Annotated in this window: 26 protein-coding genes and 1 pseudogene; 13 read left to right on the plus strand and 14 right to left on the minus strand. The window is 70.4% G+C overall.

Annotated features, from left to right (window positions below; genetic code table 11):
* Positions 1-28: 28 nt before the first annotated feature.
* Entirely contained in the window at positions 29-1,084 is a 1,056-nt protein-coding gene (locus ACIA6A_RS07920) for a hypothetical protein (RefSeq protein WP_396096715.1), read from the minus strand.
* 148 nt (positions 1,085-1,232) lie between these two features.
* Here ACIA6A_RS07920 and ACIA6A_RS07925 point away from each other — a divergent pair, with 148 nt between their 5' ends.
* Positions 1,233-2,291 (plus strand): hypothetical protein, encoded by a 1,059-nt coding sequence (locus ACIA6A_RS07925; protein ID WP_396096716.1) that lies wholly within the window; start codon positions 1,233-1,235, stop codon positions 2,289-2,291.
* Positions 2,292-2,294: 3 nt separating this feature from the next.
* Here ACIA6A_RS07925 and ACIA6A_RS07930 read toward each other — a convergent pair whose 3' ends face one another.
* Positions 2,295-4,049: a M20/M25/M40 family metallo-hydrolase gene (locus tag ACIA6A_RS07930; RefSeq protein WP_396096717.1), complete on the minus strand. Its 1,755-nt coding sequence runs from the start codon at positions 4,047-4,049 to the stop codon at positions 2,295-2,297.
* Positions 4,050-4,164: 115 nt separating this feature from the next.
* Positions 4,165-4,497 (minus strand): hypothetical protein, encoded by a 333-nt coding sequence (locus ACIA6A_RS07935; RefSeq protein WP_396096718.1) that lies wholly within the window; start codon positions 4,495-4,497, stop codon positions 4,165-4,167.
* A 90-nt stretch (positions 4,498-4,587) separates the two neighbouring features.
* On the opposite strand from ACIA6A_RS07935, the gene ACIA6A_RS07940 reads away from it, so the two are divergent.
* Positions 4,588-4,977: a VOC family protein gene (locus tag ACIA6A_RS07940; protein WP_396096719.1), complete on the plus strand. Its 390-nt coding sequence runs from the start codon at positions 4,588-4,590 to the stop codon at positions 4,975-4,977.
* Positions 4,978-5,251: 274 nt separating this feature from the next.
* Here ACIA6A_RS07940 and ACIA6A_RS07945 read toward each other — a convergent pair whose 3' ends face one another.
* From ACIA6A_RS07945 to ACIA6A_RS07970, 6 genes are all read right to left on the minus strand, one after another.
* The gene (locus ACIA6A_RS07945) at positions 5,252-6,202 is read right to left on the minus strand and encodes a TIGR01777 family oxidoreductase (protein ID WP_396096720.1); all 951 of its coding nucleotides are present in this window, start codon (positions 6,200-6,202) and stop codon (positions 5,252-5,254) included.
* A gap of 84 nt (positions 6,203-6,286) precedes the next feature.
* Positions 6,287-6,856, minus strand: a complete 570-nt coding sequence (locus ACIA6A_RS07950; RefSeq protein WP_396097610.1) for a GTP-binding protein — start codon at positions 6,854-6,856, stop codon at positions 6,287-6,289.
* 4 nt (positions 6,857-6,860) lie between these two features.
* Positions 6,861-7,226 carry a DUF742 domain-containing protein gene (locus ACIA6A_RS07955; RefSeq protein WP_396096721.1) on the minus strand — a complete coding sequence of 122 codons (366 nt, stop codon included), beginning with the start codon at positions 7,224-7,226 and terminating at the stop codon, positions 6,861-6,863.
* Positions 7,223-7,651, minus strand: a complete 429-nt coding sequence (locus tag ACIA6A_RS07960; protein WP_396096722.1) for a roadblock/LC7 domain-containing protein — start codon at positions 7,649-7,651, stop codon at positions 7,223-7,225. The genes ACIA6A_RS07955 and ACIA6A_RS07960 overlap by 4 nt, the downstream gene beginning before the upstream one ends.
* Positions 7,648-9,882 carry a nitrate- and nitrite sensing domain-containing protein gene (locus ACIA6A_RS07965; RefSeq protein WP_396096723.1) on the minus strand — a complete coding sequence of 745 codons (2,235 nt, stop codon included), beginning with the start codon at positions 9,880-9,882 and terminating at the stop codon, positions 7,648-7,650. The genes ACIA6A_RS07960 and ACIA6A_RS07965 overlap by 4 nt, the downstream gene beginning before the upstream one ends.
* A gap of 221 nt (positions 9,883-10,103) precedes the next feature.
* Positions 10,104-10,781, minus strand: a complete 678-nt coding sequence (locus ACIA6A_RS07970) for a hypothetical protein (RefSeq protein WP_396096724.1) — start codon at positions 10,779-10,781, stop codon at positions 10,104-10,106.
* A 138-nt stretch (positions 10,782-10,919) separates the two neighbouring features.
* Between ACIA6A_RS07970 and ACIA6A_RS07975 the strand changes: the two genes are divergently transcribed.
* The 6 genes from ACIA6A_RS07975 to manD are packed head-to-tail and all read left to right on the plus strand — an operon-like array spanning position 10,920 to position 17,064.
* The gene (locus ACIA6A_RS07975) at positions 10,920-11,900 is read left to right on the plus strand and encodes a LacI family DNA-binding transcriptional regulator (RefSeq protein WP_396096725.1); all 981 of its coding nucleotides are present in this window, start codon (positions 10,920-10,922) and stop codon (positions 11,898-11,900) included.
* Between the two features lie 11 nt (positions 11,901-11,911).
* On the plus strand, positions 11,912-13,102 hold the full coding sequence (locus ACIA6A_RS07980) for an extracellular solute-binding protein (RefSeq protein ID WP_396096726.1): 1,191 nt from the start codon (positions 11,912-11,914) through the stop codon (positions 13,100-13,102).
* Positions 13,099-14,148: an ABC transporter ATP-binding protein gene (locus ACIA6A_RS07985; RefSeq protein ID WP_396096727.1), complete on the plus strand. Its 1,050-nt coding sequence runs from the start codon at positions 13,099-13,101 to the stop codon at positions 14,146-14,148. The genes ACIA6A_RS07980 and ACIA6A_RS07985 overlap by 4 nt, the downstream gene beginning before the upstream one ends.
* Positions 14,145-15,032 carry an ABC transporter permease gene (locus ACIA6A_RS07990; RefSeq protein WP_396096728.1) on the plus strand — a complete coding sequence of 296 codons (888 nt, stop codon included), beginning with the start codon at positions 14,145-14,147 and terminating at the stop codon, positions 15,030-15,032. Before ACIA6A_RS07985 ends, ACIA6A_RS07990 begins: the two co-directional genes overlap by 4 nt.
* The gene (locus ACIA6A_RS07995; RefSeq protein ID WP_396096729.1) at positions 15,029-15,859 is read left to right on the plus strand and encodes an ABC transporter permease; all 831 of its coding nucleotides are present in this window, start codon (positions 15,029-15,031) and stop codon (positions 15,857-15,859) included. Before ACIA6A_RS07990 ends, ACIA6A_RS07995 begins: the two co-directional genes overlap by 4 nt.
* A complete protein-coding gene (gene manD, locus ACIA6A_RS08000) occupies positions 15,856-17,064 on the plus strand; it encodes a D-mannonate dehydratase ManD (RefSeq protein WP_396096730.1) in 1,209 nt (402 codons plus the stop codon). Before ACIA6A_RS07995 ends, manD begins: the two co-directional genes overlap by 4 nt.
* Before the next feature lie 30 nt (positions 17,065-17,094).
* Here manD and ACIA6A_RS08005 read toward each other — a convergent pair whose 3' ends face one another.
* Together ACIA6A_RS08005 and ACIA6A_RS08010 are read right to left on the minus strand one after the other, a co-directional pair.
* Positions 17,095-17,679: a hypothetical protein gene (locus tag ACIA6A_RS08005; protein WP_396096731.1), complete on the minus strand. Its 585-nt coding sequence runs from the start codon at positions 17,677-17,679 to the stop codon at positions 17,095-17,097.
* A complete protein-coding gene (locus ACIA6A_RS08010; RefSeq protein ID WP_396096732.1) occupies positions 17,676-19,043 on the minus strand; it encodes a hypothetical protein in 1,368 nt (455 codons plus the stop codon). The genes ACIA6A_RS08005 and ACIA6A_RS08010 overlap by 4 nt, the downstream gene beginning before the upstream one ends.
* Before the next feature lie 190 nt (positions 19,044-19,233).
* On the opposite strand from ACIA6A_RS08010, the pseudogene ACIA6A_RS08015 reads away from it, so the two are divergent.
* Positions 19,234-20,070, plus strand: a pseudogene (locus ACIA6A_RS08015) (NADPH:quinone reductase); the annotation flags it as partial.
* 37 nt (positions 20,071-20,107) lie between these two features.
* Here ACIA6A_RS08015 and ACIA6A_RS08020 read toward each other — a convergent pair.
* Positions 20,108-20,191: a hypothetical protein gene (locus tag ACIA6A_RS08020; RefSeq protein WP_396097611.1), complete on the minus strand. Its 84-nt coding sequence runs from the start codon at positions 20,189-20,191 to the stop codon at positions 20,108-20,110.
* Positions 20,192-20,247: 56 nt separating this feature from the next.
* Positions 20,248-20,409, minus strand: a complete 162-nt coding sequence (locus ACIA6A_RS08025) for a ribbon-helix-helix protein, CopG family (RefSeq protein WP_396096733.1) — start codon at positions 20,407-20,409, stop codon at positions 20,248-20,250.
* A gap of 56 nt (positions 20,410-20,465) precedes the next feature.
* Between ACIA6A_RS08025 and ACIA6A_RS08030 the strand changes: the two genes are divergently transcribed.
* The gene (locus ACIA6A_RS08030) at positions 20,466-22,124 is read left to right on the plus strand and encodes an MFS transporter (RefSeq protein ID WP_396096734.1); all 1,659 of its coding nucleotides are present in this window, start codon (positions 20,466-20,468) and stop codon (positions 22,122-22,124) included.
* 66 nt (positions 22,125-22,190) lie between these two features.
* On the opposite strand, the gene ACIA6A_RS08035 is transcribed toward ACIA6A_RS08030, so the two are convergent.
* Positions 22,191-22,727: a flavin reductase family protein gene (locus tag ACIA6A_RS08035; RefSeq protein WP_396096735.1), complete on the minus strand. Its 537-nt coding sequence runs from the start codon at positions 22,725-22,727 to the stop codon at positions 22,191-22,193.
* Between the two features lie 182 nt (positions 22,728-22,909).
* Here ACIA6A_RS08035 and ACIA6A_RS08040 point away from each other — a divergent pair, with 182 nt between their 5' ends.
* Genes ACIA6A_RS08040 through ACIA6A_RS08050 form a run of 3 tightly spaced genes read left to right on the plus strand, consistent with a single transcriptional unit; the run spans position 22,910 to position 25,975 of the window.
* Complete coding sequence (locus tag ACIA6A_RS08040; protein WP_396096736.1) at positions 22,910-23,560, plus strand: TetR/AcrR family transcriptional regulator; 651 nt, start codon at positions 22,910-22,912, stop codon at positions 23,558-23,560.
* A gap of 38 nt (positions 23,561-23,598) precedes the next feature.
* Positions 23,599-24,852, plus strand: a complete 1,254-nt coding sequence (locus tag ACIA6A_RS08045) for an IS701 family transposase (RefSeq protein ID WP_396096737.1) — start codon at positions 23,599-23,601, stop codon at positions 24,850-24,852.
* Positions 24,853-24,877: 25 nt separating this feature from the next.
* Positions 24,878-25,975, plus strand: a complete 1,098-nt coding sequence (locus ACIA6A_RS08050; protein WP_396096738.1) for an NAD(P)/FAD-dependent oxidoreductase — start codon at positions 24,878-24,880, stop codon at positions 25,973-25,975.
* Positions 25,976-25,977 lie beyond the last annotated feature (2 nt).

Raw genomic sequence — 25,977 nt, forward strand, 5'->3', positions numbered from 1 at the left:
CTCCCCGCGCAGCAGCGCGGTGTCGCGGTCAGCGGTTGGAGATGCTCGACTTGTGGAAGTAGTTGTACTTGTTCGCGCCCGCCGCGATGACCCGCCTGCCCAGCAGGAGGAAGTCGTCCGTGACGGCCTTCGGTGTCTTCTGGCCGGGCAGCCACGGGACGACCAGCGCGTTCAGGCCGGGGTCGTCGGTGATCAGGGTGAGGTAGTGGTTGTAGACCCTGGCGATGTCGGCGCGGGCGGTCGCCGCGGCGTCGCTCAGGCCGGCCCCGGCGAGCCGGTTGTCGTTGGTGGCCGCGATCGAGGCGACGTCCATGAGGAAGCAGTCCAGCAGGCCGGTGACGTCAGCGGCCGGGGCCGCCTCGGGGTTCGCGAACGTCTGGTCGAGCAGCTGCTTGGCCATCTCCAGCGCGAGATTCTTGTAGATCTTGTAGCGGGGGCTGATCGGCAGCACACCCATGATGTGGTCGGCCTGCTTGGCGGTGCTCGCGTTCATCGTGCGGCCCTCGTCCAGGCCCGGCACCTGATGATCGCCGTCGCGCAGGAACTCCTCGATCTCGAGGGTGTCGTTGGTGGCCGCCATGGGGTGGATGCCGAACTCGTGGGCGAGCATCCCGGCGATGTAGCCCACGTCGTAGTCCTCGAAGTAGAACGCGGCGAGCCGCACGTCGACCGGGCCGGTGCCCCGGTCGATGACCTCCGCCGGGGTTTCGGTGACCCGGTGTTCCAGCGTGATCGTGGCCGCGCGCCCGTTCAGGAACGTGGTGATGCTCGGGTTGGCGGACAGCAGCTGCAGGATACGGTCGGCCTTGGCCGCGAACGCCGCGTCACCGCTGTTGATGTTGGCGAACGAGACGTTGCCGACGCTGACCACCGCCCGCTGGATCGCCACCGGCTGCCGGGCGACGAGCGCGTTGACCGCGGCGTTGCCCGCCGTGCGCTGCAGGGCCAGCGCGTTGGTGGGAGTCAGCGCGTTGGTGGGAGTCAGCGCACCGCTCGGGGGGACGACGGTGGCCGTCTCGCGGTCATCCGGTCGCGGGGTGGGGGACTTGCCGCGTTCGAACGCCCCGGTGTTCCGTTGCCGCACTGAAACTCCTTGCCTGGTGAAGCTCCTTCCTACTGGTCGAGTTCACCTGTTGTCCATATCGATCGGGCAACCGCGGAGGCAGGGAAGTTGCCCGTCCTGACCCCGCCTATCCTGGTGAGCCGTGCCCGAATCCTGCTGAAGGAGAGAAATGGTCAGCTTCGCGGCCGTCCCGCTGCCGGCCTGTGAGCCTGACCCGCACCGCGCCACGATCGCCGCGGCCATTGAGGACTGGATCACCTCCGCACCCGTACGAGCCCTGGTGTCGCGCTTCGGCGCCGCGCTCCCGGACGCCGGCCCGGACGAGCTGCTGACCTGGCTGGACGCGTTCTCCGCCGAACACTGGGACTTCCGCCGCCGCGGCAACGCCGAACGTGACCAGGTCGAGGCCCCGGCCTTCGACCAGGCCACCACCGCCCTGATCACCGAGGCCGCCACCGCGTTGCACCTGGTGGCCGCGGACCCGCCGGCGCGCCGGTCGTACGAGCATGTCCTGATCCTCGGCGGTCTCGGGCGTGCCTGCCTGCAACGCACCGAATTCGCCGCCCGCCTGATCCGCGACGGCACCGTCACCACCCCCGCGGTCGCGGCGCTCGGCAGTTTCCGCCCGCTGACCGCGGCGGAGACCACCCTGCCGGCCCTGACCGGCCACGGCCACGAGGCCGACGCGATGGACGCCGGTGTCCGCGCCGGATTCGGTTACGGCGAAACCGCCGAGAAGGAGTCCTCCCCCGGCCCGGTCACCCATCGATCATGGCAGGTCCGCACCTATCGGGCACCCGGCCTGCCCACCGGACAGGTCCTCGCGGCACCCTCCAGCGACCCCGGCAGGCGAAGGGCCAACACCGCTGACACGTACGAGTTCTGGGCCCGCCGGGCCGACCTGGGCCCCGCCGACCGGATCCTGGTCGTCACGTCCCCGATCTACGTACCGTTCCAGCACAGCGACGCCATCCGGATGATCGCGCTGCGCTACGGCTGCGGGATCGACACCATCGGCTTCGACCCGGCCCGGACCACGATCCCGCTCGCCCCGGACGCACTCGCCCCGGAGCGCTACCTGCAGGAGATCCGCTCGGCACTGCTGTCCTTGCGCCACTTGCACCTGGCGGTGCGTCAGGACCCGCGTTCCCACAACGGCAGCCGGGCGGATGACCGCAGCGGCGCCGGGGCGCGCTCGGACGGGGGATCGCCGGGCGCGCCCCGGTGACCGTCAGCTGACGGTGAGTGCGGTGTCGTCGATGACGAACGACGTCTTCAGGCCGGAGTCCTCGACGCCGGTGAACGTGAGGGTGACGGTCTGCCCGGCGAACGCGGCCAGGTTGTACGAGCGCAGCGTGTACCCGCTGGCGTTGAGGTTGGAGAACACCTGCAACGTGGTGGTGCCGGCCTTCACGGTCAGCTTGTCGTACTGCGTGGTGGTGGTCGTCTCCGCGGTGCCGATCTTCAGATAGAACGACAGCGTGTACGCGCTGCAACCGGCGGGCAGGGTGACCGACTGCGACAGGGTGTCGGTGTGGGCCGAACCGTAACCGTTGAGGTACGCGTCACGGGTGCCGGTCCGCGGCGCTCCGTCACCGGTGTTCGCGCCGATGACCCCGGACGTGGCGGTCCACGGTGTCGTCGCGGTCTCGAAGCCGGGATTGCCGAGCTTCTGGCCGGCGCCGGTGCAACTGCCGGTCCCGTTGACCGTCAGCGTGTACGAAACGCTGTGGGTCGCGGAGCCCGTACCCGTCACCGTGATGGTGTAGGCACCGGCCGCGGCGGCCGTGGTGGTCGCGACGGTCATGGTCGACGACCCGCCGGACGTGACCGACGCCGGGCTGAAGCTCACCGAGACCCCGGCGGGCGCGCCCGAGCTCGTCAGCGCGACGGTCTGCGCGCTGCCGGAGGTGGTGGCGGTGGCCACCGTGGTCGTGGCCGAGGAACCCGGGTTCACCGCGCCGGTGCTCGAGCTCAGCGACACCGAGAAGTCGTTGGCCGTCGCCGTGCCCGTGGTGAGCGTCCAGACGGAGTACAACTCGGCGTTGGCCCAGCGGCCCAGGGAAGTGCTGTTGACGTTCGACGGGTACGTGTCGCAGGCCTTGTGGTAGCACGGGTCGTAGGCCGCGCCGGCGGTGCCACCCCACTTGGTCACCTGGGCGCTGGTCTTCGTGTAACTCGCCCCGGTCGAGTTGATCGACGCCGGGATGCCGGCGTTGCGGAACGAGCCGTCGTCGCTGCAGCACTCGGTCGACGTCTCGGTGGGCACGCTGATCGAGGTGAAGTACTCACGCAGCTTCACGGCGACCGCGTCGGTGCCGGTCACGAAGTAGCCACCGTTGGTGGAAGCGATCATGTCGAACGTGCCGTACGCCTTGATCGCGGACTTCTGGGCCGTGGTCAGCGAGTTCACATAGAACTTGGAGCCGATCAGCCCCTGCTCCTCACCGGCCCACCAGCCGAACCGTACGTGGTTGGTCATGGTCGGATTGTTCGCGGCCAGCACCAGCGCGGCCTCGAGGAGACTGGCCGTGCCGGAGCCGTCGTCGTTGATGCCCGGCCCGGCCGACACGCCGTCGGAGTGGGCGCCGAACATGTACGTGTTGCTGGTGTTGCCGCCCGGCCAGTCGGCGATGATGTTCTTCGCGGAGCCGCTGCACGTGGTGCACGTCTGCACGGTGACGGTGTAACCGGCCGCCTGCAGTTTCTGCTGCAGGTACGTCGTCGTCGCGGTGTGCCCCGCCGTGCCGGTGGCCCGGTTGCCGCCGTTGTTGGTGGCGAACGTCTGCAGCTGCTGCAGGTGGGCGTTGACGTTGGCGACACTGACGGTCGGTGGGGCCGCCAGCAGGGCGGCGGTGCCCGCCGGCGCGGATGAGCCGGCCGAGCGCACGCCGGTCGAGGCGGCCGCCGGCAGGGCGCTGAACGCCACCGCCGCCGCGACGAAAACAGCTAGGGCAGGTCCTGCCTTCACCGTTCTGAGTCTCATGGGTACTCCTAGGGTCAACGCCGATTCACGGCTGACCGTAGGAGAACAGGGCGGCGCCGACAGCCGCAAGATATCGAAACACTCATATTTCTCAACCGCGTCCATGCAGGCCGGCTCAACACTTGCGGGTCTCGCGGCAGAACTCGGACCGGATGGACGTGAAGCGGTTCTCCGCCTCGGTCTGGTTGTACGCCCCAGGGCTTCCGATCATGAGGTAGAGGGCGTCCGCGTCGCTGACGGCTCCGGTGTTGTCCGTTTTGATCATTTCTCGGCGAGCTTCGTCGAGCTTTGCGAGGTCCTCTTGCTTGGACACGGTGCTCTGGTGGCGGACCTCGGCGATGGTGACCATCTGGAGAACGACGGAAGTGATCGAAGTGATCACCGTCGTGGCGAGCGCCACGAGAAGTGCCCGTGGCTTGCTTTCGCTGGTGCCGGCGGGTTCGGCCATGCCGCCGATCGTATTGCCCTCGTCACGATGACGACAGGGTTCCGGGGCTGCGTCCCCCTCGGCGCCGGTGACCTGTGGCAGGATCGCTGAATGCTCCGATTCACCGATGTCATCATCGACTGCCCGGACGCGATGAGGCTCGCGGCGTTCTATGCCGAGGTGACGGGTCATCCGGTCAAAGCGGACAGCCACGAGAGCTGGGCCGGCATCCGGTTCGGTGAGATCGAGCTGGCCTTCAACCCGGTGGCGGACTACCGCGCCCCGCGCTGGCCTGACAGCGAGCACCCCAAACAGTTCCACCTCGACTTCGAGGTCGACGACATCGAGGCCGAACAGAGCCGCATCCTGGCCCTCGGCGCAACCTTGCACCAGGACTCCATCGGCGTGGACGGCTACGGCTGGCGTGTCTACACCGACCCCGTCGGCCACCCGTTCTGCCTCTGCCGCAACAAGGGTGTCACCTGGCCCGACCAGGGCTAGCCCGCACGGGCGGGTCATCCGGAGCAAAGGGTGGCAATCAGCCGAGCCCACCGGCGGGCACGTATACGGTGATGCCCCGATTCCGGTTGGTCTGCGGGTCGCCGAGTAGCAGAAGGTGGTCGTCCGCAGTCAGAGGCGGGTCGGCCAGCTCCTCGGGCAGGGCCGTGCAGTCGATCGAGGCGACGAACGTATGCAGCGGCCGGGAACACCGAGGGGAGTGGGGGACGGCCCACCACCGGCCCTTCGCCGCGGGCCGAGGAGGTCCGCTGCCCCCTCAGCGGCGGCGCCGTGCCACCAGGTCCGTGGCGGCCGGTTGCCATTGGGGGTGATCGAAGGTGAAGCCGGCGGCGGTGAGGCGGCCCGGGATGACGCGGCGGCTCTTCAACAGGAGTTCGGTGTCCGATCGGAGGGCGAACGCGCCGAGCTCGGCCATGCCTCTGGTGGCCGGCAGACCGAACGGCATCCGCCAGGCCTGGCGCAGGTCTCGCATGAACTCCCGCTGCGGCAGCGGGCCGGGCGCGGCCAGGTTCACCGGCCCGGCGAGGTCGTCGTGTTCGATCAGGAAAAGAATGGCGCGGACGAAGTCGTGGTCGTGGATCCACGATATGTACTGCCGGCCGCCCGCGACCGGTCCGCCGAGGCCGAATCGGGCGAGCCGGCTCAGCACGTCGAACACGCCGCCACGGTCCGGGCTCATCACCATCGCCGACCGCAGCGCTACCTTGCGGGTGTGGGGAGTCACCGCCTGTTGCTGGGCCGCTTCCCAGTTCTGGGCGATCTTGACGCTGTACGCCCAGTAGTCGGGCACCCCGTGTTCGGTGCCACCGATCAGGCCGTCGTGCTCGTCGTTCGGTGCGTCGAAGCGGTGTGCGTAGATCGTGGCGGTGCTCATCTGCAGCCACACCCGCGGTGGCCGGGCCGCGCGGGCGATGGCGTCGCCGACCACCTGGGCCGACCCGACCCGTGAGTTCATCATGGCCTCGAGGTTCTCGGCGGTGTACCGGCAGCTCACGCTGCGACCGGCCAGGTTGATGACGACGTCGCTGCCGTCGATCTCCGCGGCCCAGTCGCCGAGCGTCGAGCCGTCCCAGAAGACCTGGCGTTCGCCGCCGGGTGAGCGGGTGGGTGAGCGGGTCAGCACCACGACGTCGTGGCCGTCGCCGGTCAGTGCTCGGTCCAGGACCGTGCCCACCTGTCCGGTTCCGCCGGAAATGACGACCTTCACCGTTGCTCCTCCTGTCACCGGCGACCGATCGGGGTTCTGTTGAGCGGTCGCTCAAGCACAGGATAGGGGCCCTTGAGCGATCGCTCAACCCGATAGCCGGGCCTGCCTTCGTACGAGAACGCGTTCGGTGAGGGCGACCAGGACGGCCTTGACCGAATCGCGGTGTCTGGCGTCGCACTCGACCATCGGGAGAGCGTCCGGTACGCCGAGAGCGTCGCGGATCTCGGCAAGGTCGAAACGGCGGGCGTCGTCGAACGCGTTGACGCCGATGATGAACGGGATGTCGTGCACCTCGAAGTAGTCGATGGCCGGGAAACAGTCCTCGATCCGGCGGGTGTCGACGAGCACGATCGCCCCGAGCGCGCCGTCGACGAGGTCGTCCCAGAGGAACGCGAACCGGTCCTGGCCCGGGGTGCCGAACAGGTAGAGCAACAGTGCGTCGTCGAGAGTGATGCGGCCGAAGTCGAGCGCCACCGTGGTCGTCGTCTTGCCGGTCACCGCTGACGTGTCGTCGATCCCGATCGACCGTTCCGTCATCTCGGCCTCGGTCACCAGGGGCTCGATCTCGGAGACGGCGCCGACGAACGTGGTCTTGCCGACGCCGAAACCGCCGCTGACGACGATTTTGACGGCGACCGGCGGCGGTGCCGCCATCGTGCTAGAGCGCCCGGACACGGTCTCTGATCCTCTCGATCAATGCGGTGGAGAGCTCGTCGGGTGCCTCGCCCACGAGGACGTATCCCTCGGCTATCAAGTCGGCGACGATCACACGTACGACACCCAGCGGCGCACCGAGCGTCGACGACAGGTCGGCGATCGACCTCGGTGACTGGCACAGCTCGACGATGCGCCGCGACTCGAACCGCAGCGGTGCGGACAGGGCGGCCGGGGCGGCGTGCAGTTGCGTCTCGATCCGCAGTCCGTCGTGCACCGGCTGGGTCCGGCCGCCGGTGAGCATGAACGGCCGGACCATGGGTTCCTCGTCGACGCTCTGTCCACCCGGCTGCCACCATGGCGTGGTCATCGTGGCAGGTTCCGCCTCGAGTCGGAGATCAGCGCGGGGGTCAGCAGGTCGCCGAACCGCTCGGCCAGCAGTGAGATCTCGTAGCCGACGAGGCCGGGGTCGCTGTCGCCACCGACCACCACGCCGAGACAACTGCCGCCGGCGATGACCGCGATGACCAGGAAGCCGCGGCGCATCTCGATCATGATGAGTTTGAGGCCGTCGAAGTCGTAGCGGCGCGACGCGCTGCGGGCCAGACCGGCCATGCTCGACACGATGGCGGCGAGTTGGTCCGCGTCGGCCCGGGGCAGGCCGTCGGAGACGGCGATCAGCAGTCCGTCCGAGGACACCGCCACGACATCGCGGGCCCCGGCGGTCTGGTGGACGAAATTGCCCAGCAGCCAGTTGAGCTGATGCCGGTCGAGGGGCGGGGCTTCCGCGCTCATGGGTTTCCTCCGATGGTGCTGAACGGTGGCGCTGAACGGTCGGTGGTGCCACGGCGCATGCCGTCGCGCAGGGCCGCCAGCCGATTGCCCACCTCGGCCGGCGAGTCGGTGACCGTCCCGCCGTGCCCGGAGGCCCGCTGCTCCGAGGCCCGCTGCTCCGAGGCCCGCTGGGGCGATGCCGGCACGGGGGTGGGACGGCGTTCGCGGGGCAGGCGTCTGCGTAGCCCGTTGGGGGTGCGCTCACCGTCACCGGCGGGTTCGGGCGCGGCCGGCACGGCCGGTTTGTCGTCCAGCACGATGTAGTCGACCTCCAGTGGCCGCGACCGGACCGGGGCGGCGACCGGTGCCGGTTCGGCGAGGATCTCGGCGGGCAGGTGGACCCGGGCGGTGACGCCGGTGACCGGCGACGTGGCCAGCTGCACCTGGGCGCCCATCTCGGCGGCGAGCCGGCCGACCACGTAGTGGCCCAGGAACCGGGCGGGGGCGGTCAGGAAGTCACCGTCGCCACGCAACCGCTCGTTGGCATCGCGCAGGTCGTCGTCGGACATCCCCACGCCCTGGTCACAGATCGCGATCAGGTAGCGGCCGTCGAGCAGGCGCCCGTGCACCTCGACCTCCACGTCCGGCGGGGAGAACGTCAGGCCGTTCTCGATCAGCTCGGCGAGCAGGTGCGCCAGACCACTGGCGACCCAGCCCTGCACGAGCGTGTCGTCCATCCGGCGCAGGACCACCCGGCGGTACTCCTCGACCTCCGACACCGCGGCGCGGATCACGTCGGTCAGGGGCAGGTTGCGGGTCCACTGGCGTGGGCTGGCGGCGCCCACCAGCACCAGCAGGCTCTCCGCGTTGCGGCGCATCCGGGTGGCGAGGTGGTCCAGCTCGAACAGGTTGGCCAGCCCGGCCGGATCCGATTCCTCCCGCTCGAGGTGGGTGATGAAGCCGAGTTGCCGCCGCAGCAGGTTCTGGTTGCGCCGGCCCAGGTTCGCGAGGGACTCCGTGCTGCTCAGCCGCAGCTGTGCCTGTTCGGTCGCGAGACCGTACGCCGTCTCCCGGACCCGGTCGAACGCGTCGGCGACCTGCCGGATCTCGCTGGTCGCGCCGGGGGTCACCGGCACCGGCTCCGGTGGTCCCGCCGGGTCACCGGCCGCGGCCCGGCGGACCGCCTCCGGCAGGCGCTCGCGGGCCAGCCGGTTCGCCTCGGCGGCGAGCATCGCCAGCGGCCCGGCGAGCGACTTCGTCCCGGCTGTCGCCAGGTAGAGCGACCCGGCAAGGCAGAGCAGGACGACCACCGCCAGCGCCCCGGTACGGACCGTCGCCTGTTCCCGCAGCACCTGCGCCCGGTGCCGGGCGCCGTCACCGACCCGCTGGGCGAGCTGGGTCAGGTCGTCGAGGACCGTGGCCAGTTCGGACCACAGGGCGTCGGGGCTCAGCCGCAGCTGTTCGCCGTCACCCGAGCCCAGGGCCGCCTGTTCCAGGGCCCGGGCCTTCACCGCGTTGCCGGAGGCGAGCAGCGTCTGCATGTCCGCCGCCGTCGCCGGGGTGGCGAACTCGCCGAGCTCGGTCAGGAACAGGTCCCGGGCGGCGACGATGGCGAGGAACTCGGAGAACTCGCCGTCGCGGAAGCCGCCGTTGGTGAACACCTCGCGCAGGAAGACCCGTTCCTGCGCGGTGGCTTCCCTGATCTCGACCAGCTGCTCGACCGACTCCGCGCCGCGCCGCAGCTCGTCGTCACTGACGATGGCCAGGTGCCGGGTGTTGTCGGACAGCTCCTCGATCAGAGTGGTGTAGAAGTCGAAGGTGTCGTCCGGATCGGCCACGCGGGTGTCCGTGCGGCCGCGCACCTCGGTCAGGCCGTCCAGCGCGCCGACCGATGCGGCGGCCTGGTCCTCCAGCTCGCCGCCACCGTCCAACAAGGACCGCACCGCGAGCCGCCGGTTGTCCACCTGTTCACGGGCCGGGCGGAGCTGGGCGCTGAACTCGTCGCTGCCACCGAGCAGGGCCACCGTCACCCCACGTTCGTTCTGCAGCTCCTGGACGAGGCTCTGCAGCGCGAGGATGACGGTGACCCGGCTCTCGGCCGCCGTGGCCGCGCGGAAACGGGTGATCTCGCCGGCGGAGAAGACGGTGAGCAGCACCACCATGGCGGCGAGCGGTGGGGCGACGATCCGGATGATGCGACCACGGACCGTGTGGCCGCCCACGGCCGTCGCCGAACCGGTGGTGCGCTTCATCCTGCGAGCCTCCGACATATCTCGTCACGGCATTTCCGCGCCATTGCCCGGCGCCGGGAAATTGCTCGTCGTAGATCAGGTTTCGGAACTCACACAGAATTGACGTCACTGAAATCCTCGTCAATTACCCGTACGAGCGACCCGGCCCCGGAGGTGTCCTGGCCACGCGACTCCGGAGTGCGGGTAATCCGATCGGGGCGGTCCGGCGAGAATACGGGACGTCAGCTTGCGCGGTATCTGTACAGATCTGTAGTGGACAGGATCGCGTGGGCGACCGCACCGGGCGCGGACAGCATGTGCAGGTGGTTGCCGTTCAGGACCGCGGTACGCCAGCCCCGGCCCTCGGCCTCCTGACGTTCCGGCTCGTACGTGTCACCGAACCCGAGGTAGGAGGCGGGCACGTCGTCCCAGCCGGGGGCCACGGTCACGGACTCCTGGAAGTACGTCAGGGGGAGTCGCCGCTGCTCCGCGGACACCCGGGCCCGGGCCTCCGGCGACGGGAACAGCGCGGCCACGTCCTCCTCGGGCCACCACGACGTCCAGACCGGCAGCGCCCCGTCGTCATCGGCCCGGCCGCTCAGCATCCCGAGCAACCCCTCGCCGGCCACCGGGACGGCCCCGGTGGCGGGCGGCAGGATCGCGTCGACGAACACGAGCCCGGTCACCGAGCGCCGCGCCGCGATGCCGGGCACGTACAGGCCGGCGTTGCTGTGCGGCACGAGCAGGTAGTCGCGCCCGGCCGGCAGGCTCGCCAGATACCCGTCCAGGACGTCCGTCACGGAGGTCCCGTCCACGCTCGCGGTGATCACGTCGTGGCCGGCGGCGGCCAGCTCCGCCCGCACCGGTTCCCAGACGGCCGGCCCGAGCAGGGCGCTGGGTAGCAGGGCGATGGTCGGCATGACCGTCACGGTACCGGGCCGCAAACGATTGCAGGGCGGGAACCACGCCTGATGCACAGATGATGATCGATGCCTTGACATTCGTCTGAAATGGATTTCACATGTACCGGTAACACAACCACGGGGGTCGATGTGGCGGTGACGATCAAGGACGTGGCCCGGGTGGCCGGGGTCTCCGCGTCCACCGTGACCCGGGCCCTCACCCTGCCCGAGCTCGTCCATCCGGCCACCCGGGAGCGGGTGCTGCGGGCCGCCGGCGACCTCGGGTACCACCCCAACCGGGCGGCGCGGGGGCTGATCACCGGGCGGACCGGCAACATCGGGCTGCTCGTCCCCGACCTCGGCAACCCGTTCTTCCCCAGCGTGGTCAAGGGCGTGCAGGCCCGGGCGCACGAGGCCGACCTCGCCGTGTTCCTGGCCGACGCCGACGAGGACTCCGCCGCCGAGGCCGGGCTCGTGCGCAAACTGTCCCAGCAGGTCGACGGGCTGTTGCTGTGCTCGCCGCGGATGAGTGACGACGAGTTGCGCTCGCTGGCCGGGGACACGCCGATCGTGCTCGTCAACCGCCGGATCGCCCGGGTGCCGTCGGTGACGCCGGACTTCCCGGACGGGATGCGGCAGGCGGTCGGGCACCTGACCGCGCTCGGTCACCGGCGGATCGCGTACGTCGCCGGGCCGCGCGGGTCGTGGGCGAACCGGGAACGCACCCGCACCCTGCGGATGGTCAGTGAGACCGCCGGCGTCGATCTGGTCGAGATCGGCAACGTGAGCCCGCAGTTCGAGGGCGGGGTGTCCGCCGCGGACCGGGTGCTCGCGGCGTCGGTCACCGCCGTGATCGGTTACAACGACCTGGTCGCGCTCGGGCTGCTGCACCGGTTCGCCGCCCGCGGGGTCGCGGTGCCCGCCCGGATCAGCGTGCTCGGCTTCGACGACATCGCGTTCGCCGCGATGTCGCACCCGGCCCTGACCACCGTCGCGCTGCCCAAGGAACTGGCCGGCCGGGCCGCGGTCGACCTGCTCCTGCGCCTGATCTCCGACCCCGGGCGACCCGGGGTGCTGCGCCGCGATCTGCCCACCCAGCTGATGGTCCGGGGCTCCACCGGCCCCGCCAACCGATAGGGGTTCCCGTCATGAGAACAAGACTCGCTCTCGCCGTACTGTTGCTCGTCGCCGGTTGTGGGGCTCCCGACACGCCGGGCGGGGGAGCGACCGACGGCCCGGTGCCGGAGAAACCCGGTGCAGCGGTCACCGTCAACATCCTCGACGTCGCCGGGAACCTGCAGCTGACCCAGCCGATGATCGACTCGTTCGTCGCCGCGCACAGCGACCAGATCGGCAAGGTCACCTACACCAAGGCGACCGCGCCGGAGCTGGTCGGCAAGATCAAGGCGCAGCAGGGTGCCAACCGGGTCGGCATCGACCTGGTGCTGACCGGCGTCGACGGGCTCGCCGCCGGCATCGACCAGGGCCTGTGGATACCGTTGCTGCCCACACACGCGGCCCGGCTGCCCGGCATGGCGAACTACCTGCCCGGTGCCGCGGCGATGCAGAAGCTGGCCGGTGAATACGGCGTGACGGTCACCTACTACCCGTCGGGGCCGCTGATCGAATACCTGCCGGCGAAGGTGCCGGCCCCGCCGAAGACCGCACAGGAACTCCTCGAGTACGCGAAAGCCAACCCCGGTGCGGTCCAGTACGCCCGTCCCGCCAACTCGGGCCCCGGCCGTACGTTCCTGATGGGGTTGCCGTATCTGCTGGGTGACACCGACCCGAGAGACCCGGTCAACGGCTGGGCCAAGACGTGGGCCTACCTGGGCGAGCTGAACAAGTACGTCACGTTGTACCCGTCGAGCACGTCGGAGACGATGAAGAGCCTGGCCAACGGCTCCGCGAAGATCATCGTGTCGACGACCGGGTGGGACATCAACCCGCGGGTGCTCGGCACCGTGCCCAAGGAAGCCGCGGTCGGCACACTCGAGGGCTTCCACTGGGTCACCGATGCGCATTACGCCGTCATCCCCAAGGGCGTGCCGGTCGAGCGGCAGGCCGCGGTGCTCAACCTCGTGCAGGACATGCTCACCCCGGCACAACAGGCCAAGGCGTACGACAAGGGTTACTTCTACCCCGGCCCGGCGGTCAAGGACGTGCCCCTGAGCATGGCCCCGCAGGACAGTCAGGACGCGCTCGCCGAGTACGGCCGCCCCGAGTACGACGTGCTCATCGCCGGTCACCCGCTCGAGACCCCGCTGGACGCGAAGGCCCTGGTCGCGGCGTTCGACCGGTGGGATCGCGAGGTCGGCGGCGCCAAGGTGAAGAAGTGAGCGACTTCGCCGAGCTGCGCCTCGACGGGGTGACCCGCCGGTTCGCCGGCAAGGACGCGCTGAGCGGGCTGTCCCTGACGATCCGCCGCGGCGAGTTCATCGCGTTGCTCGGCCCGTCCGGCTGCGGGAAATCCACCGCCCTGAACTGCCTGGCCGGGCTGCTCCCGCTGACCGCCGGCAGCATCTGGCAGGACGAGCGCCGCCTCGACACCGTCGCCCCGGAACGCCGCGGTTTCGGCATGGTGTTCCAGAGCTACGCGCTGTTCCCGCACCTCACGGTGCGCGGCAACATCGCGTTCGGCCTGAAGATGCGCGGCCTGCCCCGGGCAGAGGTCAGACGACGCACGGACGAGGCCATCGATCTGGTACGCCTGAGCGACCACGCCGCGAAACTGCCCGGTCAACTCTCCGGGGGCCAGCAGCAGCGCGTGGCGATCGCCCGCGCCGTGGTCCTCGAACCGGCCCTGGTGCTGATGGACGAGCCACTGTCCAACCTCGACGCGAAGCTGCGCCTCGAGATGCGTACCGAGATCCGCCGGCTGCATCAGAGCCTGGGCCTGACCACCGTCTACGTCACCCACGACCAGGAGGAGGCGCTGTCGATGGCCGACCGCCTCGTCGTGCTCCGCGACGGGCACGTGCAGCAGATCGGCACCCCGGAGGAACTGCACACCCGCCCGGTCAACCGGCACGTCGCCGACTTCATGGGCTACCGCAACCTGCTGCCCATGACGGTCACCGCGATCACCGGCACCGACGTCACCGTCGCGGGCCACGGCCTGACGCTGCACGGCACCGCGGTCGGACCCCTGACCACCGGCGACGCGGTGGTCGCCGGGATCCGCACCGAGGACCTGCGCGCCGGCGACGGCGGGATACCCGTCACCGTCGAGGTCGTCGAATACCAGGGACGCGAACTCGCGGTGGAAGCCCGTACCGATGAAGGGATGGCGTTGCACCTGCGCGCGACCGAACGTCCCCACCCCGGCGACAAGGTCACCGTGCACGCCGACCCGGCCCGCGTCCTCGTGTTCGCCGCCTCATGACCGCCGCTGCTCCCTCCGCACGACGGCACCGCCTCGCCGAACGTGGCATCGACCGGCAACTCCTGCTCCTGCTGCCGGCCCTGCTCAGCGTCGTCGCGCTGTTCGTCTACCCGTTCGCGTACGGGCTCGGCCTGTCGTTCCAGCCGCTCGAAGGGGGGCCGCTCACCGCGTACCGGACGTTCTTCACGGACACCTATCAGCGCGACACCATCGCGACCACCCTGCTGCTCGCGTTGCCCGCCGCCCTGCTGAACGTCGCCGCGTCCGTGCCCATCGCCTACCGGATGCGCGGGCGGTTTCGCGGGAAACGCACCGTGACCACCCTGCTGGTCATCCCGATCACGCTCGGCACCGTGCTCACCGCGGAAGGCCTGCTCAACTTCCTCGGCCCGGCCGGCTGGTTCAACCGCACGCTGATCTCCGCCGGCCTGATCGACGACCCGGTCCGGCTCACCAACAACTACTGGGGGGTGTTCCTGTCCCTGGTCATCACCGGTTTCCCGTTCGCGTTCCTGCTGATCCTGTCCTATCTGTCCGGCATCGACCCGACGCTGGAACGCGCCGCGGCCACCCTCGGCGCCGGCTGGTGGCAACGCTTCACCCGGATCACGCTGCCGCTGCTCGCACCCGGGCTGGCCACCACGTTCTGCCTCACGTTCGTGCTCGCGTTCAGCGTCTTCCCGTCCGCGGTCCTGGTCGGTGACCCGGCCGGCACCACCCGGGTCATCTCCATCGCCGCCTACCACGCCGCGTACGAGGCCTACGACTACCCGCTCGCCAGCGCCATCGCCATCGTCATGGGCGTCGTCGAGCTCGCCGTCGTCGGCGTGGTGCTCGGCCTGCGCTCGTTGCTCTACACCGGATCGACGGGAGGCAAAGGATGAGACGTCTCGTCGCGACACCGGGGGCGTGGCTGGTCTGGGGCGCGGTGGTGTTCTTCTTCGTCATCCTCGCCGGCCTGGTCGGTTCCGTGCTGATCAGCTCGTTCGGCGAACGCTGGTTCGACACCTGGCTGCCCCAGGAATGGACCACCCGGTGGTACGGCACCGCGTGGAAAGAATTCGCCCTGTTGGACGTCCTCGTGGTGACCGTCGAAACGGCGGTGCTCGTCGTCGGGATCTCCGTGCTCGTCGGGGTGCCCGCCGCCTACGCATTGGCCCGCAGCACCTTCCCCGGCCGGCGGCTGCTCTATCTGCTGTTCCTGCTGCCCATCCTGATGCCCCCGATGACCTACGGCATCCCGCTCGCGACGGTGCTCTACAAATACGACCTCGCCGGGCACCTCTCCGGCGTCGTGCTCGCCAATCTCGTCCCGTCGATCCCGTTCGTCATCCTCACCATGACACCGTTCATCGAACAGGTCGATCCCGCCATCGAACGGGCCGCGCGGATGTGCGGCGCCCGCACGTGGCAGGTCTTCGCGCGGATTCTGGCACCCCTGCTGGTACCCGGGATCCTCGCCGCTTCGATCCTGGTCCTGGTCCGCACGGTCGGCATGTTCGAACTGACATTCCTGACCGCCGGCCCCGATTCCCAGACCCTCGTCGTGGCCCTTTACTACTCCATGTCCGCCGCCGGGATCCGCGCCCAGCAATCCGTCGACGCGATGGCCGTCATCTACACCACCATGATGCTGATCCTGCTGGTCACCGCGCTGCGCTTCGTCAACCCGACCCAGCTCGTCGCCCGTGTCAAAGAGGAGCCGGAATGAAAATCGTCGACGCCCGGGTCATCATCAGCAGCCCCGGCCGCACGTTCGTCACCCTGAAGATCATCACCTCCGACGGCGGGGTCACCGGCGTCGGCGACGCCACCCTCAACGGCCGCGAACTCGCCGTCGCTGCCTATCTCAGCGAACACGTGATCCCGACGCTGATCGGCCGGGACCCGGCCCGCATCGAGGACACCTGGCAATACCTCTACAAAGGCGCCTACTGGCGGCGCGGCCCGGTCACGATGACCGCCATCGCCGCGGTCGACACCGCATTGTGGGACATCAAAGGAAAGGTGGCCGGGCTCCCCGTCTATCAACTGCTGGGCGGCCGGTCCCGCGAGGGCGTCACCGTGTACGGGCACGCGAGCGCCGAAACCACCGAGGAAGTCCTCACCGAGGTCGCCCGATACGTGGACCGTGGCTACAAAGCGGTGCGTGTGCAGACCGGGGTCCCCGGAATGGCGTCCACCTACGGCGTCAGCCCCGACGAACGATACGAGCCCGCCGACGCGGCGATCCCCACCGAGAACGTGTGGTCCACCCCGCGATACCTCACCAATGTGCCGACGGTGTTCGCCCGGGTCCGCGACGAATTCGGCCCGGACCTGCGACTGCTGCACGACGTCCACCACCGCCTCACCCCGATCGAGGCGGCGCGATTGGGAAAGAGCCTCGAACCGTACGCGCTGACCTGGATCGAGGACCCGGTCCCGGCCGAACTGCAGGAAGGTTTCCGCCTCATCCGGCAGCACACCACGACGCCGATCGCGGTCGGGGAGGTCTTCAACTCCATCTGGGACTGCGAAACCCTCATCCGCGAGCAGCTCGTCGACTACATCCGGGCCACGGTCGTGCACGCCGGCGGCATCACCCACCTGCGCCGCATCTTCGACCTGGCCGCCCTGCACCACGTCCGGAGCGGCTCCCACGGCGCGACCGACCTGTCCCCGGTCTGCATGGCCGCGGCCCTGCACCTCGACATCGCCATCCCCAACTTCGGCCTCCAGGAATACATGGGCTTCCCACCCGAGGCCGACGACGTCTTCCCGCACTCCTGGCACTACGCCGACGGCTACCTCCACCCCGGTGAGGACCCCGGCCTCGGCGTGGACATCAACGAGCAGGAGGCGGCCCGATACCCGTACAAGCCGGCGTCCCTGCCCATCAACCGCCTGACCGACGGCACCCTCCACGACTGGTGACGGACACCGGAAGCGTGCCCATGCGTACGTTCATGAGTCGGAGCTGAGTTCGGCGGGGAGGCCGTCGGGGCCCATCACGTAACCGAACTGGGCGACCGAGTCGGCACGGTCGATCTCGTCCAGGTCCTGGGCGGCGAAGCTTGCCATCGGTGATTTTCCCGCACGGTCGCGCCAGGTCGACATGGGCACCGCGAGCCACTCGAGGTTGACTTCGCCGTTCTCGGTGTGGAAGCCGCCGCCGCGTTCGAAGAGCATGATCAGGGGCTCGAAGGGATCTTCCAGGTCGGCGGGAAGATCCACGCCCGGCGCCGAGCTGAGCGCCGCCCAGTGGAGGATGAACGGCGTCACGTGGGTGACGTTCCAGCCGCCGTCCTCCACGTTGTCGAGCGTCTCGGCCACGAGGTCGGGATCGGCGCGGATGTTCGGATTGACGCACAGTGCGATGTCGTAGAACGGGACGCGGGTGTCGCATTCGTAAGCCTGCGCCCAGCGCGCGGCCCGACGGAAATACTCGTTCAGCAGGGCGGCCTTCGACCAGGACCGGTCGCCCTTGCGCTCCCAGTCGACGGCGCTCAGGCGGGCGGCCATGGCGCGTACGGCTTCGTCGGGTGTCATCGGCCCAATCCTCGCAGAGCGGCGTCGACGACGTCATCCAGGTTCGAGAGATCGTCGGCGAACTGGATCCCGGAGCTGTCGAGGCCGAGCGCCCGCCAGTGACCGAGCGGGTCCTTCGGCCTCCATTCGTGCGGTGCCAGGTCGTGGGCTCCCGGGTGGTCACGGCTGACGAGCCGGGAACCGTCCTCGCGGAACGCGTCCGGGTGGGAGGGCCGGAACGGGATCCCGGCCTCCATCAGTTTGTTCTCGACGTACTCGTGGGCCATGAGGTTGCGGAGCTGCGCCCGGTCCCTCGGGCTCAACGTCCCCCGGGCCGCGTCGTCCCACAGGCCGGCGATCCGGTCGTCCGGGGTGAAGTAGCCGCGCTCCACCTGGTTCGGGCCGATGGAGATGTCATGCTGCTGGACGAACAGGTTCTGGCGCATGCCCTCGACGATCCGTGGGTCGAAGCCGGTGTTCGCGGCGACCAGGGCGCTGTCCCCGGGGCTGGTTCGGATACGGCGGTACGCGTTGGCGGCTTCCTCGGTGAAGCCCTCCCCGAGGCCGCCGAATTCTGACCCACGCGGGAAGTAGGGCCGGAACTCGTTCGGGTCGGTGCGCGCCAGGTCGCGGTTGCGCCCGCCCAGTGCGGTGATGACCTCGGCCAGCTTGTCGAGCATGGGATGCAGCCGGCGGAGGCTGGTGAGCAGGCCTCGGACGAAGTGCTGGATCCGGTTGGCCCACTTGGCGACCAGGGTGGTCACCTGGCTGATCACGACCGGGGTGGCGAGGCCGAGGGTGAGGCCTTCCTCGGCGAGCCACTGGGGGAGCCGGGCGGCGAGGGTGCCGATGAACTCGGCTATCAGGTCGCGGACGATGCCGCGGACGAGGGCGACCAGCAAGCCGGCGCCCTCCACCGCGTACGAGATTCCCTGTGCTGCCGTGGCCAGGCCCTCGAGGGTCTGCAGGTGGGTGGTGGCGTGTTCGCGGTAGGCGTCGCCGGACGGGCCGAACCAGCCGGCGACCTCGGTGCGGAGGCGGTCCGTGTAGTCCTGGCGGGCCTGGTCGGTGAAGGCTGCGACGTTCGACCAGGTGGCGGCGTGGGCGGCTACCTCGTCGGCGTTGCCGGCCAGCCAGTCGAGGGCGTCCTTGAGCGGCTTGACGTGCTCCATGAGCCAGGACACGCCCCAGGAGACTAGGGTGCCGAGCGGGTCGACGGCCAGGGAGAGCATGTCGAGGGAGGCGCCGACGCCGCCGAGGGTGCTGTCGACCCAGCTGTTGTCGCGGATGCCGTTGGTGATGTCGGCGGCGTCACCGACCAGGCCGAGGCCGGTGGACCAGGTTGTCGAGTCGTGGCTGCGCGCTACGAGCGGGTTGTCGCTCACTGTGGCTGGTGGGGACTCATACGCCGAACTTTAGGACCGGTGGAGTTGACGGACAAGGCCGTCCGCGGTGGGGTTCGCGGGCCGGGGACCGGAGGATGGGCGGGTGCATGCAGCCTTCGTCGACCGGCTCGGCCCGCCGGAGAACATCCGGTACGGCGAGGTGGCCGCGCCCCGTCCGGGACCGACCGATGTGCTGGTCGATGTCGTCGCCACGACCGTCAATCCGGTCGACACGTTCGTACGGTCCGGGTTGTTCGCCACCGCGGTGTCGTTCCCGTTCGTGGTCAGCCGGGACCTGGTCGGGATCGTGGCCGAGTCACGGGCGCCGGGGTTCGCGCCGGGGGATCCGGTGTGGTGCAACAGCCTGGGCCACGGGGGCCGGCAGGGCGCCGCCGCCGAGCAGGCCGTGGTGGCCGGTGACCGGCTCTATCATCTGCCGCCGGGGGTTGATCCGTTCGTCGCGGCGGCCGTGGTCCATCCGGCCGGCACCGCCTACCTCGCGCTGGTCACCCACGGTGGTGTGCGGGCCGGGGACACCGTCGTCGTGGCCGGTGCCGCGGGCAACGTCGGCAGTGCGCTGGTGACGCTGGCCGTCGACGCGGGGGCCCGGGTGATCGCGACGGCGGCCGGGGCCGACGCCGGATACTGCCGGGGGCTCGGGGCGGCGGAGGTCTTCGACTATGCCGATCCGTGTCTGCCGGAGCTCATCATGGCCGCTCAGCCGGACGGGGTCGACATCGTCCTCGACACGTCCGGGCGCAACGACCTGGTCACGGCCGTGGGGCTGCTGGCGCGCCGGGGCCGGATCGTGGTGCTCGCCGGGGCGCGGACGCAGCCGGTGCTGCCGGCCGGGCAGTTGTACATGAAGGACTGCTCGGTCCGCGGCTTCGTCATCTCGCATGCCACCACGGCCGAGCTGGCCGGCGCGGCGTCCACGATCAACCGGCTGCTGGTCGCGGGCAGGCTGAAGGCGCGCACGACGGAGATCCGGCCGTTGCGGGACGCGGCGCGGGTGCACCGGCGGATGGAGGACGGGGAGCTGGGTCGCGGCAGTCGCGTGCTGCTCAGCCCGCGATGGCCCCTGGAAAGCGGGCCGATGACAAGCGGGCCGATGACAAGCGGGCCGATGACAAGCGGGCCGATGACAAGCGGGCCGATGAAAAGCGGGCCTACGGAAAGCGGCGCCGTCTGACTCCGGGCCGTCTCATTTCTGCTCGGTGCCCCCGGCCTCGTCGAGGTAGGCGCGCAGGGCGTCGGCGACCAGTGCCGACAGCGATAGCTCGTGCTCGACGGCATGGTGCTTGACCTGTCTGATGAGCTCCACCGGCAGGTACACGTTGAACTGTCTGACTTCGGGCCTGACCATGCTAGCATGCTAGCATGGTAGTGAGGCTCACACCTGCTATAGGAGGCGCCGGACCCATGAAACGCCAATGGTGGACGCTCGCGGTGGTCAGTGCCGCGACGTTCATGCTGCTGCTCGACGTCACGATCGTCGTGGTCGCGCTGCCCGACATCCAGCACGAACTCGACGCGAGCTTCAGCGCCCTGCAATGGACCACCGACGCGTACGCCCTGAGCCTCGCGGTCCTCCTGCTCACCGCCGGATCACTGGCCGATCAGTACGGGCGGCGGCGGCTGTTCCTCATCGGTCTCACCGTCTTCACCGCGGGCTCGCTGCTCTGCGGTGTCGCCCAGGACCAGGCGATGCTGATCGGGTCCCGGGCGATCCAGGGCATCGGCGGCGCGATCCTGTTCGCCACCTCCCTGGCGCTGCTCGCCAGCACCTTCCGCGGGCGGGACCGCGGCACCGCGTTCGGGGTCTGGGGCGCGGTCGCCGGTGTCGCCACCGCGCTCGGCCCGGTCTTCGGTGGCCTGATCACCAGCGGCATCAGCTGGCGCGGGATCTTCCTGGTCAACCTGCCGATCGGGATCGCCGCGATCGTCGCCACCCTGCGCTCGGTCGACGAATCCCGCGCACCCCGGGCCTCCCGCATCGACTGGCCGGGCGTCCTCACCCTGACCCTGGGCCTGTTCAGCCTCGTCTACGCCCTGATCAGAGCCAGCGACACGACGTGGGGCGAGCAGGGCGTCATCCTGTGCTTCGTGCTGGCCGCGCTGTTCCTGGCGGCGTTCGGCGTCGTGGAGTCCCGGGTGGCCGAGCCGATGTTCGACCTGTCCCTGCTGCGGACGCCGACGTTCCTCGGCGGCTCCATCGCGGCGTTCACCATGAACGCGTCACTGTTCGCGATGTTCCTCTACATCGTGCTCTACCTGCAGAACGCGCTCGGTTACAGCCCGATGGAGACCGGTCTGCGCCTGCTGGTCAGCTCCGGTGCCACCCTCGTCGCCGCGATGGCCGCCGGTCGCCTGATGAGCCGGCTGCCCACCCGGTGGCTGATCGGCCCCGGCCTGATCCTGGTCGGGATCGGCCTGATCCTGATGCGCGGCGTCGACGCGGGCTCGCACTGGACCCACCTCATCCCCGGCTTCATCGTCTCCGGTTTCGGCGCCGGCATGGTCAACCCCCCGCTGGCCTCCACCGCGATCGGTGTCGTCCCGGTGCAGCGCGCCGGCATGGCGTCCGGGGTCAACCAGACCTTCCGCCAGGTCGGCATCGCCGTCGGCATCGCGCTGTACGGGTCGATCTTCACCTCGTCACTGCACAGCTCCCTGACCGACCGGCTCTCCGGCGCCGGGGTGCCGGTGGATCCCATCGCCGCGGCGGTCCGCACGGGCGACCCGGGCGGGGCCGTCGCCGCCGCGCCCGAGCAGCTGCGCGCTCAGGTGGGTGACGCGATCCAGGCCAGTTTCGCGGCGGCCCTGAACGACCTCCTGCTGACCAGCGGCGTCCTCGCGGTGGTCGGCGGAACGCTGGCCCTGGCCCTCATCCGCGCCAAGGACTTCGTCGCTCCCCAACCCCCGCCCGGAGGCCCCGGCGGTCCCGGCGGTCCCGGCGGTCCCGCAGGCCCCGGGGCTCCTGGCGGCCCCAGGGGCGATGGCGGCGCGGGCGGCGCCACGGTGCCGGGGCAGGCGACACCGGACAAGTCCACGACGGCCCCGGCCCCGAACCCCCGGTAGCAGGCGCGGCCCGGAACAGGCGGCGGCCTGGTCGGAGCCGCCGTCACAGGACCCGGTCCGGCCCACTCATCCCATCCCCCGAGGTGAGTGGGCCGGATCGTGCAGGCCGGACAGGTAACGGCCGTCGTGCCGGATCAGGGGGTCGGGCGCGTCCCCGGCGCTGGTGCCGTGCAGGACCCGGGCGAGGACGACGACATGGTCGCCGGCCTCGATACGCCGGTGGACCGCGGCGACGAGGAACGCCGCGCAGCCCGGGAGCTGCGGCACCCCGTACGGTCCGTGGTGCCATGCCGTGCCCGGGCCGAAACGGTCGGCGCCCGGCTGGGCGAACAGTGCCGCGAGGTCGATCTGGTCCCGGCCGAGGACGTGTACGCCGACGTGGGCCGAGCGGCTGAGGGCCGGCCAGCACGAGGCGGTCCGGGACACGTTGAACGACAGCAGGGGCGGGTCGGTGGAGACCGAGGCCACCGATGAGGCGGTGAAGCCGACGGGGCCCGGCCCGCCGGTCGCGGTGATGATCGCGACGCCGGCGGCGTGCCTGCGGAACGCCGCGCGCAGATCAGCAGCGGCGGAGGGGGCGGTCGACAGCTTGTCGTGCGTCATCGGGTGGTCCTTCCGGCGGCGGTCAGGACAGGGTGCGTCCTCAGCCTCGTAGCCGCCGGACCGTACGGCAACCGTCCGCCGGTCACTTCGTCAAGTGGGTCTACCCGTTGCACTGAGCGGTTGCCTACTTACACTCGCGAGTGTAACGTCCGGAGCGTCCCCACCGCCGCCGGAAGGCCATCATGGACATCACGGATCCGTTGCCGCAGAAGACATACAGCGGGCAGCCCGACAAACGCCGGGCCATCTCGCAGGCGGCCCGTGCGGTCTTCGGGCGTGCGGGATACAGCGGGGCCGGTGTCGACACCATCGCCGCCGAGGCCGGGGTCTCCAAACGCACCGTCTACAACCATTTCATCGACAAGGAACAACTGTTCCTGTCCGTCATCCTCGAAGGGTCCGCGCAGGTCGCCGAGACCCACAACCGGATCGCCGACCGGCATCTGCGCAAGATCCTCGACCTGCGCGAGGACCTCACCGCGTTCGCCCTGGAATGGGCGACCTCGCCCACCGCGTTCGCCGGTCACTTCGCGCTCGTGCGCACGATCCAGGCGGAGGCCGCGCGGCTCTCACCCGCCGTGCTGGAGGCCTGGCAGGACGCCGGGCCCCGCGCGTTCCAGCGCGAACTCGCCCGCCACCTCGACGCGATCGCCGACCGCGGGCTGCTCGACATCGACGACGCCGCGACCGCCGCCCTGCACTTCAACCTGCTGACCTTCGTCAGTGTGGCCCAGCACTCGTTCCACCACGCCATCACGCTCGACGAGGAGCAGGTCACCGCACTCGTGACCAGCGGCGTCACCGCTTTCCTGCGCCTCTACCAGCGCCCGTAGCGCCGCCCGAACGGCGGCCGCAAGAATCGGGGAGAGTCATGCAACCCGGAATCCGACGCACCGCCCTGGCCGATCGCGAACCGGTGCCGCCCTGGCCGTACCGTCCGGCGGTGGCCTCGACCTCGATGGTCGCCTCCGTCTTCAACGACCTGTGTGACGACCTTTTCGTCTCCCTGGTCCGCCGCGACCAGCGGCTTCGGGCCCGGCAGTACCTGCGCGGCCTGCTGGGCACCCACGGCCGCAAGACCATCAGGAACATCGCCGCGTTCCTCGGTGGGGCCGGCACCGACCAGCGCCTGCACCATTTCATCAGCGACTCCACATGGGACTGGGAGCCCGTCCGGGCCGCCCTCACCCGGCACGTGATGCGGATGACCACGCCCGAGGCCTGGGTGATCCGCTCGGTGGTGATCCCGAAGGGCGGCCTGCAGACCGTCGGGGTGGACCGCCGGTTCTGCCGCACCCGCCGCAAGGTGGTGCACGCCCAGGAGGCCATCGGTGTCATCGCGGTCTCCGGCCGGGGCAGCTTCCCGGTGAGCTGGCGGCTGCGGATGTCCCAGCAGTGGATCGACGACGATCTGCGCCGGGCCCGGTCGGGGGTCCCGGACGGGGTGCGCGCCGAGACGCTCGACGAGGGCGGGGCGCAGGCCTGCCGGGACGTGTTCGGCGAGACCGGGTCCGGGGGCACGCCGGTGGTGCTCGACGGCCGCGCGCTGGAGCACGCCACCCAGCTGAGCATCCTGCGGGCGAACGTGCAGACGTTCGTCCGGATCCCGCCCGGCCTGCCGCTGTCGGTCATCGGCACGGAGACGGCCGGCGACCGTACCGGCGGGCCCGCCCCGGCCCGGGAGATCGCCCAGGCCGCGCGGTCACGCCGGCGCCCGGTCCTGCACCTCGACGGCGGGGTGGCGATCCCGCACCTGGTGTCGAGTGTCGACGTCCGGTCCCCGCTGGAGCCCGGCGACCGCCTCCCCGCCCTGCGCCTGATGGCGATCAATGAGCTCGGCCACGACGGCGACGAGGAGCTGTGGCTCACCGCCGCCCCCGCGACACCGGTCAGCACCGCCCTGAGCGTGACGAAACTGCTGATCCGGGCCGACCGTGACCTCGACGTGCTGTCCGAGCGGGTCGGGATCTGGGACTACAGCGGCCGGTCGTTCCCCGGCTGGCACCGCCACGTCACCCTCGCCTCGGCCGCCCACGCCGTGGAGGCCCTCACCGGCACCGTCGCACCACCCGCCATGGCCGGCCGCTGGGACCGGGACGGCGCCTACCGCACCGCCGGCCGCTGATGACACCCCACCCACGGAGGTACGCATGCCCGAGCACCCGAGGACCACGGAGTTACTGATCATCGGTGCCGGCGTGATCGGCGCGTCCATCGCGTACCACGCCGCCGAGGCCGGAATCGGCACCGTCCTGCTGGAGCCGGACGCCCAGGCGACGGCCACCGCGACCCAGACCGCGGGCGCGTTCCGCACCTACTTCCCCGGCAAGGTCCACGACTCCGAACTGGTGGCTCGCAGCCTGACCGGGTTCCGGGAGTTCGCGGCCACCACCGGCGTCGACCTCGCCCTCACCCGGACCGACATGCTCGTGGTGGCCGCCACCCCCCGGGAGGCCGCCGATCTGGAAGCCGAGCTGCCCGCCCAGCGCGCCGCCGGCGTACAGCTCGAACTGCTCACCGCCGAGCAGGTCGTCGCCCGCAATCGCTGGCTGGACCCGGCCGGCGTCGAGGTGGGCATCCTGTGCCCGCAGATGATCCGGCTCCGGGCGGACGAGGTCGTGCGGGGTTACTCCGAGGGTGCGCTGCGGCACGGCGCCCGGGTGCTCACCGGCGCGACCGTGACCGGCATCGACAGCGGCTCCGGCCTGGTCGCCACCACGGCGGGCGACATCACCGCGGAGACGATCGTCATCGCGGCCGGGTCCGGCAGCGGTGCCCTCGCCGCGCTCGCCGGCCTCGAACTGCCGGTGTGGGAACAGTTCGCGGAGCTGTTCCGCACCGCCGAGATCGGTGGTGCCGCCGACGTCGGCGCGCCCTTCACGTTCCATCCCGCCGCCGGGCTCAAGGCGATGGGGATCGGCCCGGCGTTCCTGGTCGGCCTCGAACGCTTCTCCCAGCTGCCGTCCATGCGCGAGGTGTGGTTCAAGGAGGCCGGCGCCGAGCTCGCCGCGCGCTACCCGCGGCTCCGGGACGTCGCCCTGCACAGCGCCTGGACCGGCAGTCTGGAAGCCACCGCGTCCGCCACCGCCCTCATCGGCCGGGCGCCCGGCGCGCACGAGCGGATCCTGGTCGCCGCCGGCTTCACCGGTCACGACCTCAGCCAGGCGCCGGTCACCGGCCAGATCATCCGGGACCTGCACCTGGGCCGGGATCCCGGTCTCGACCTCACGCCCTTCGCCCTGGCGTGACG

It is taken from the genome of Actinoplanes sp. NPDC051494, assembly GCF_044454705.1.
In the GTDB taxonomy this organism is placed as follows: Bacteria; Actinomycetota; Actinomycetes; order Mycobacteriales; family Micromonosporaceae; genus Actinoplanes.

Coding starts and splice junctions, on each gene's coding strand:
- ACIA6A_RS08025 (WP_396096733.1), bottom strand. CDS start 20,409: ATGGTCAGGCCCGAAGTCAGACAGTTCAACGTGTACCTGCCGGTGGAG.
- ACIA6A_RS07955 (WP_396096721.1), bottom strand. CDS start 7,226: ATGACCACGCCATGGTGGCAGCCGGGTGGACAGAGCGTCGACGAGGAA.
- ACIA6A_RS07995 (WP_396096729.1), top strand. CDS start 15,029: ATGAGACGTCTCGTCGCGACACCGGGGGCGTGGCTGGTCTGGGGCGCG.
- ACIA6A_RS07940 (WP_396096719.1), top strand. CDS start 4,588: ATGCTCCGATTCACCGATGTCATCATCGACTGCCCGGACGCGATGAGG.
- ACIA6A_RS07960 (WP_396096722.1), bottom strand. CDS start 7,651: ATGAGCGCGGAAGCCCCGCCCCTCGACCGGCATCAGCTCAACTGGCTG.
- ACIA6A_RS08045 (WP_396096737.1), top strand. CDS start 23,599: ATGCAACCCGGAATCCGACGCACCGCCCTGGCCGATCGCGAACCGGTG.
- ACIA6A_RS08040 (WP_396096736.1), top strand. CDS start 22,910: ATGGACATCACGGATCCGTTGCCGCAGAAGACATACAGCGGGCAGCCC.
- ACIA6A_RS07990 (WP_396096728.1), top strand. CDS start 14,145: ATGACCGCCGCTGCTCCCTCCGCACGACGGCACCGCCTCGCCGAACGT.
- manD (WP_396096730.1), top strand. CDS start 15,856: ATGAAAATCGTCGACGCCCGGGTCATCATCAGCAGCCCCGGCCGCACG.
- ACIA6A_RS07980 (WP_396096726.1), top strand. CDS start 11,912: ATGAGAACAAGACTCGCTCTCGCCGTACTGTTGCTCGTCGCCGGTTGT.
- ACIA6A_RS07930 (WP_396096717.1), bottom strand. CDS start 4,049: ATGAGACTCAGAACGGTGAAGGCAGGACCTGCCCTAGCTGTTTTCGTC.
- ACIA6A_RS08035 (WP_396096735.1), bottom strand. CDS start 22,727: ATGACGCACGACAAGCTGTCGACCGCCCCCTCCGCCGCTGCTGATCTG.
- ACIA6A_RS07970 (WP_396096724.1), bottom strand. CDS start 10,781: ATGCCGACCATCGCCCTGCTACCCAGCGCCCTGCTCGGGCCGGCCGTC.
- ACIA6A_RS08030 (WP_396096734.1), top strand. CDS start 20,466: ATGAAACGCCAATGGTGGACGCTCGCGGTGGTCAGTGCCGCGACGTTC.
- ACIA6A_RS07950 (WP_396097610.1), bottom strand. CDS start 6,856: ATGGCGGCACCGCCGCCGGTCGCCGTCAAAATCGTCGTCAGCGGCGGT.
- ACIA6A_RS07965 (WP_396096723.1), bottom strand. CDS start 9,882: ATGAAGCGCACCACCGGTTCGGCGACGGCCGTGGGCGGCCACACGGTC.
- ACIA6A_RS07935 (WP_396096718.1), bottom strand. CDS start 4,497: ATGGCCGAACCCGCCGGCACCAGCGAAAGCAAGCCACGGGCACTTCTC.
- ACIA6A_RS08050 (WP_396096738.1), top strand. CDS start 24,878: ATGCCCGAGCACCCGAGGACCACGGAGTTACTGATCATCGGTGCCGGC.
- ACIA6A_RS07925 (WP_396096716.1), top strand. CDS start 1,233: ATGGTCAGCTTCGCGGCCGTCCCGCTGCCGGCCTGTGAGCCTGACCCG.
- ACIA6A_RS08005 (WP_396096731.1), bottom strand. CDS start 17,679: ATGACACCCGACGAAGCCGTACGCGCCATGGCCGCCCGCCTGAGCGCC.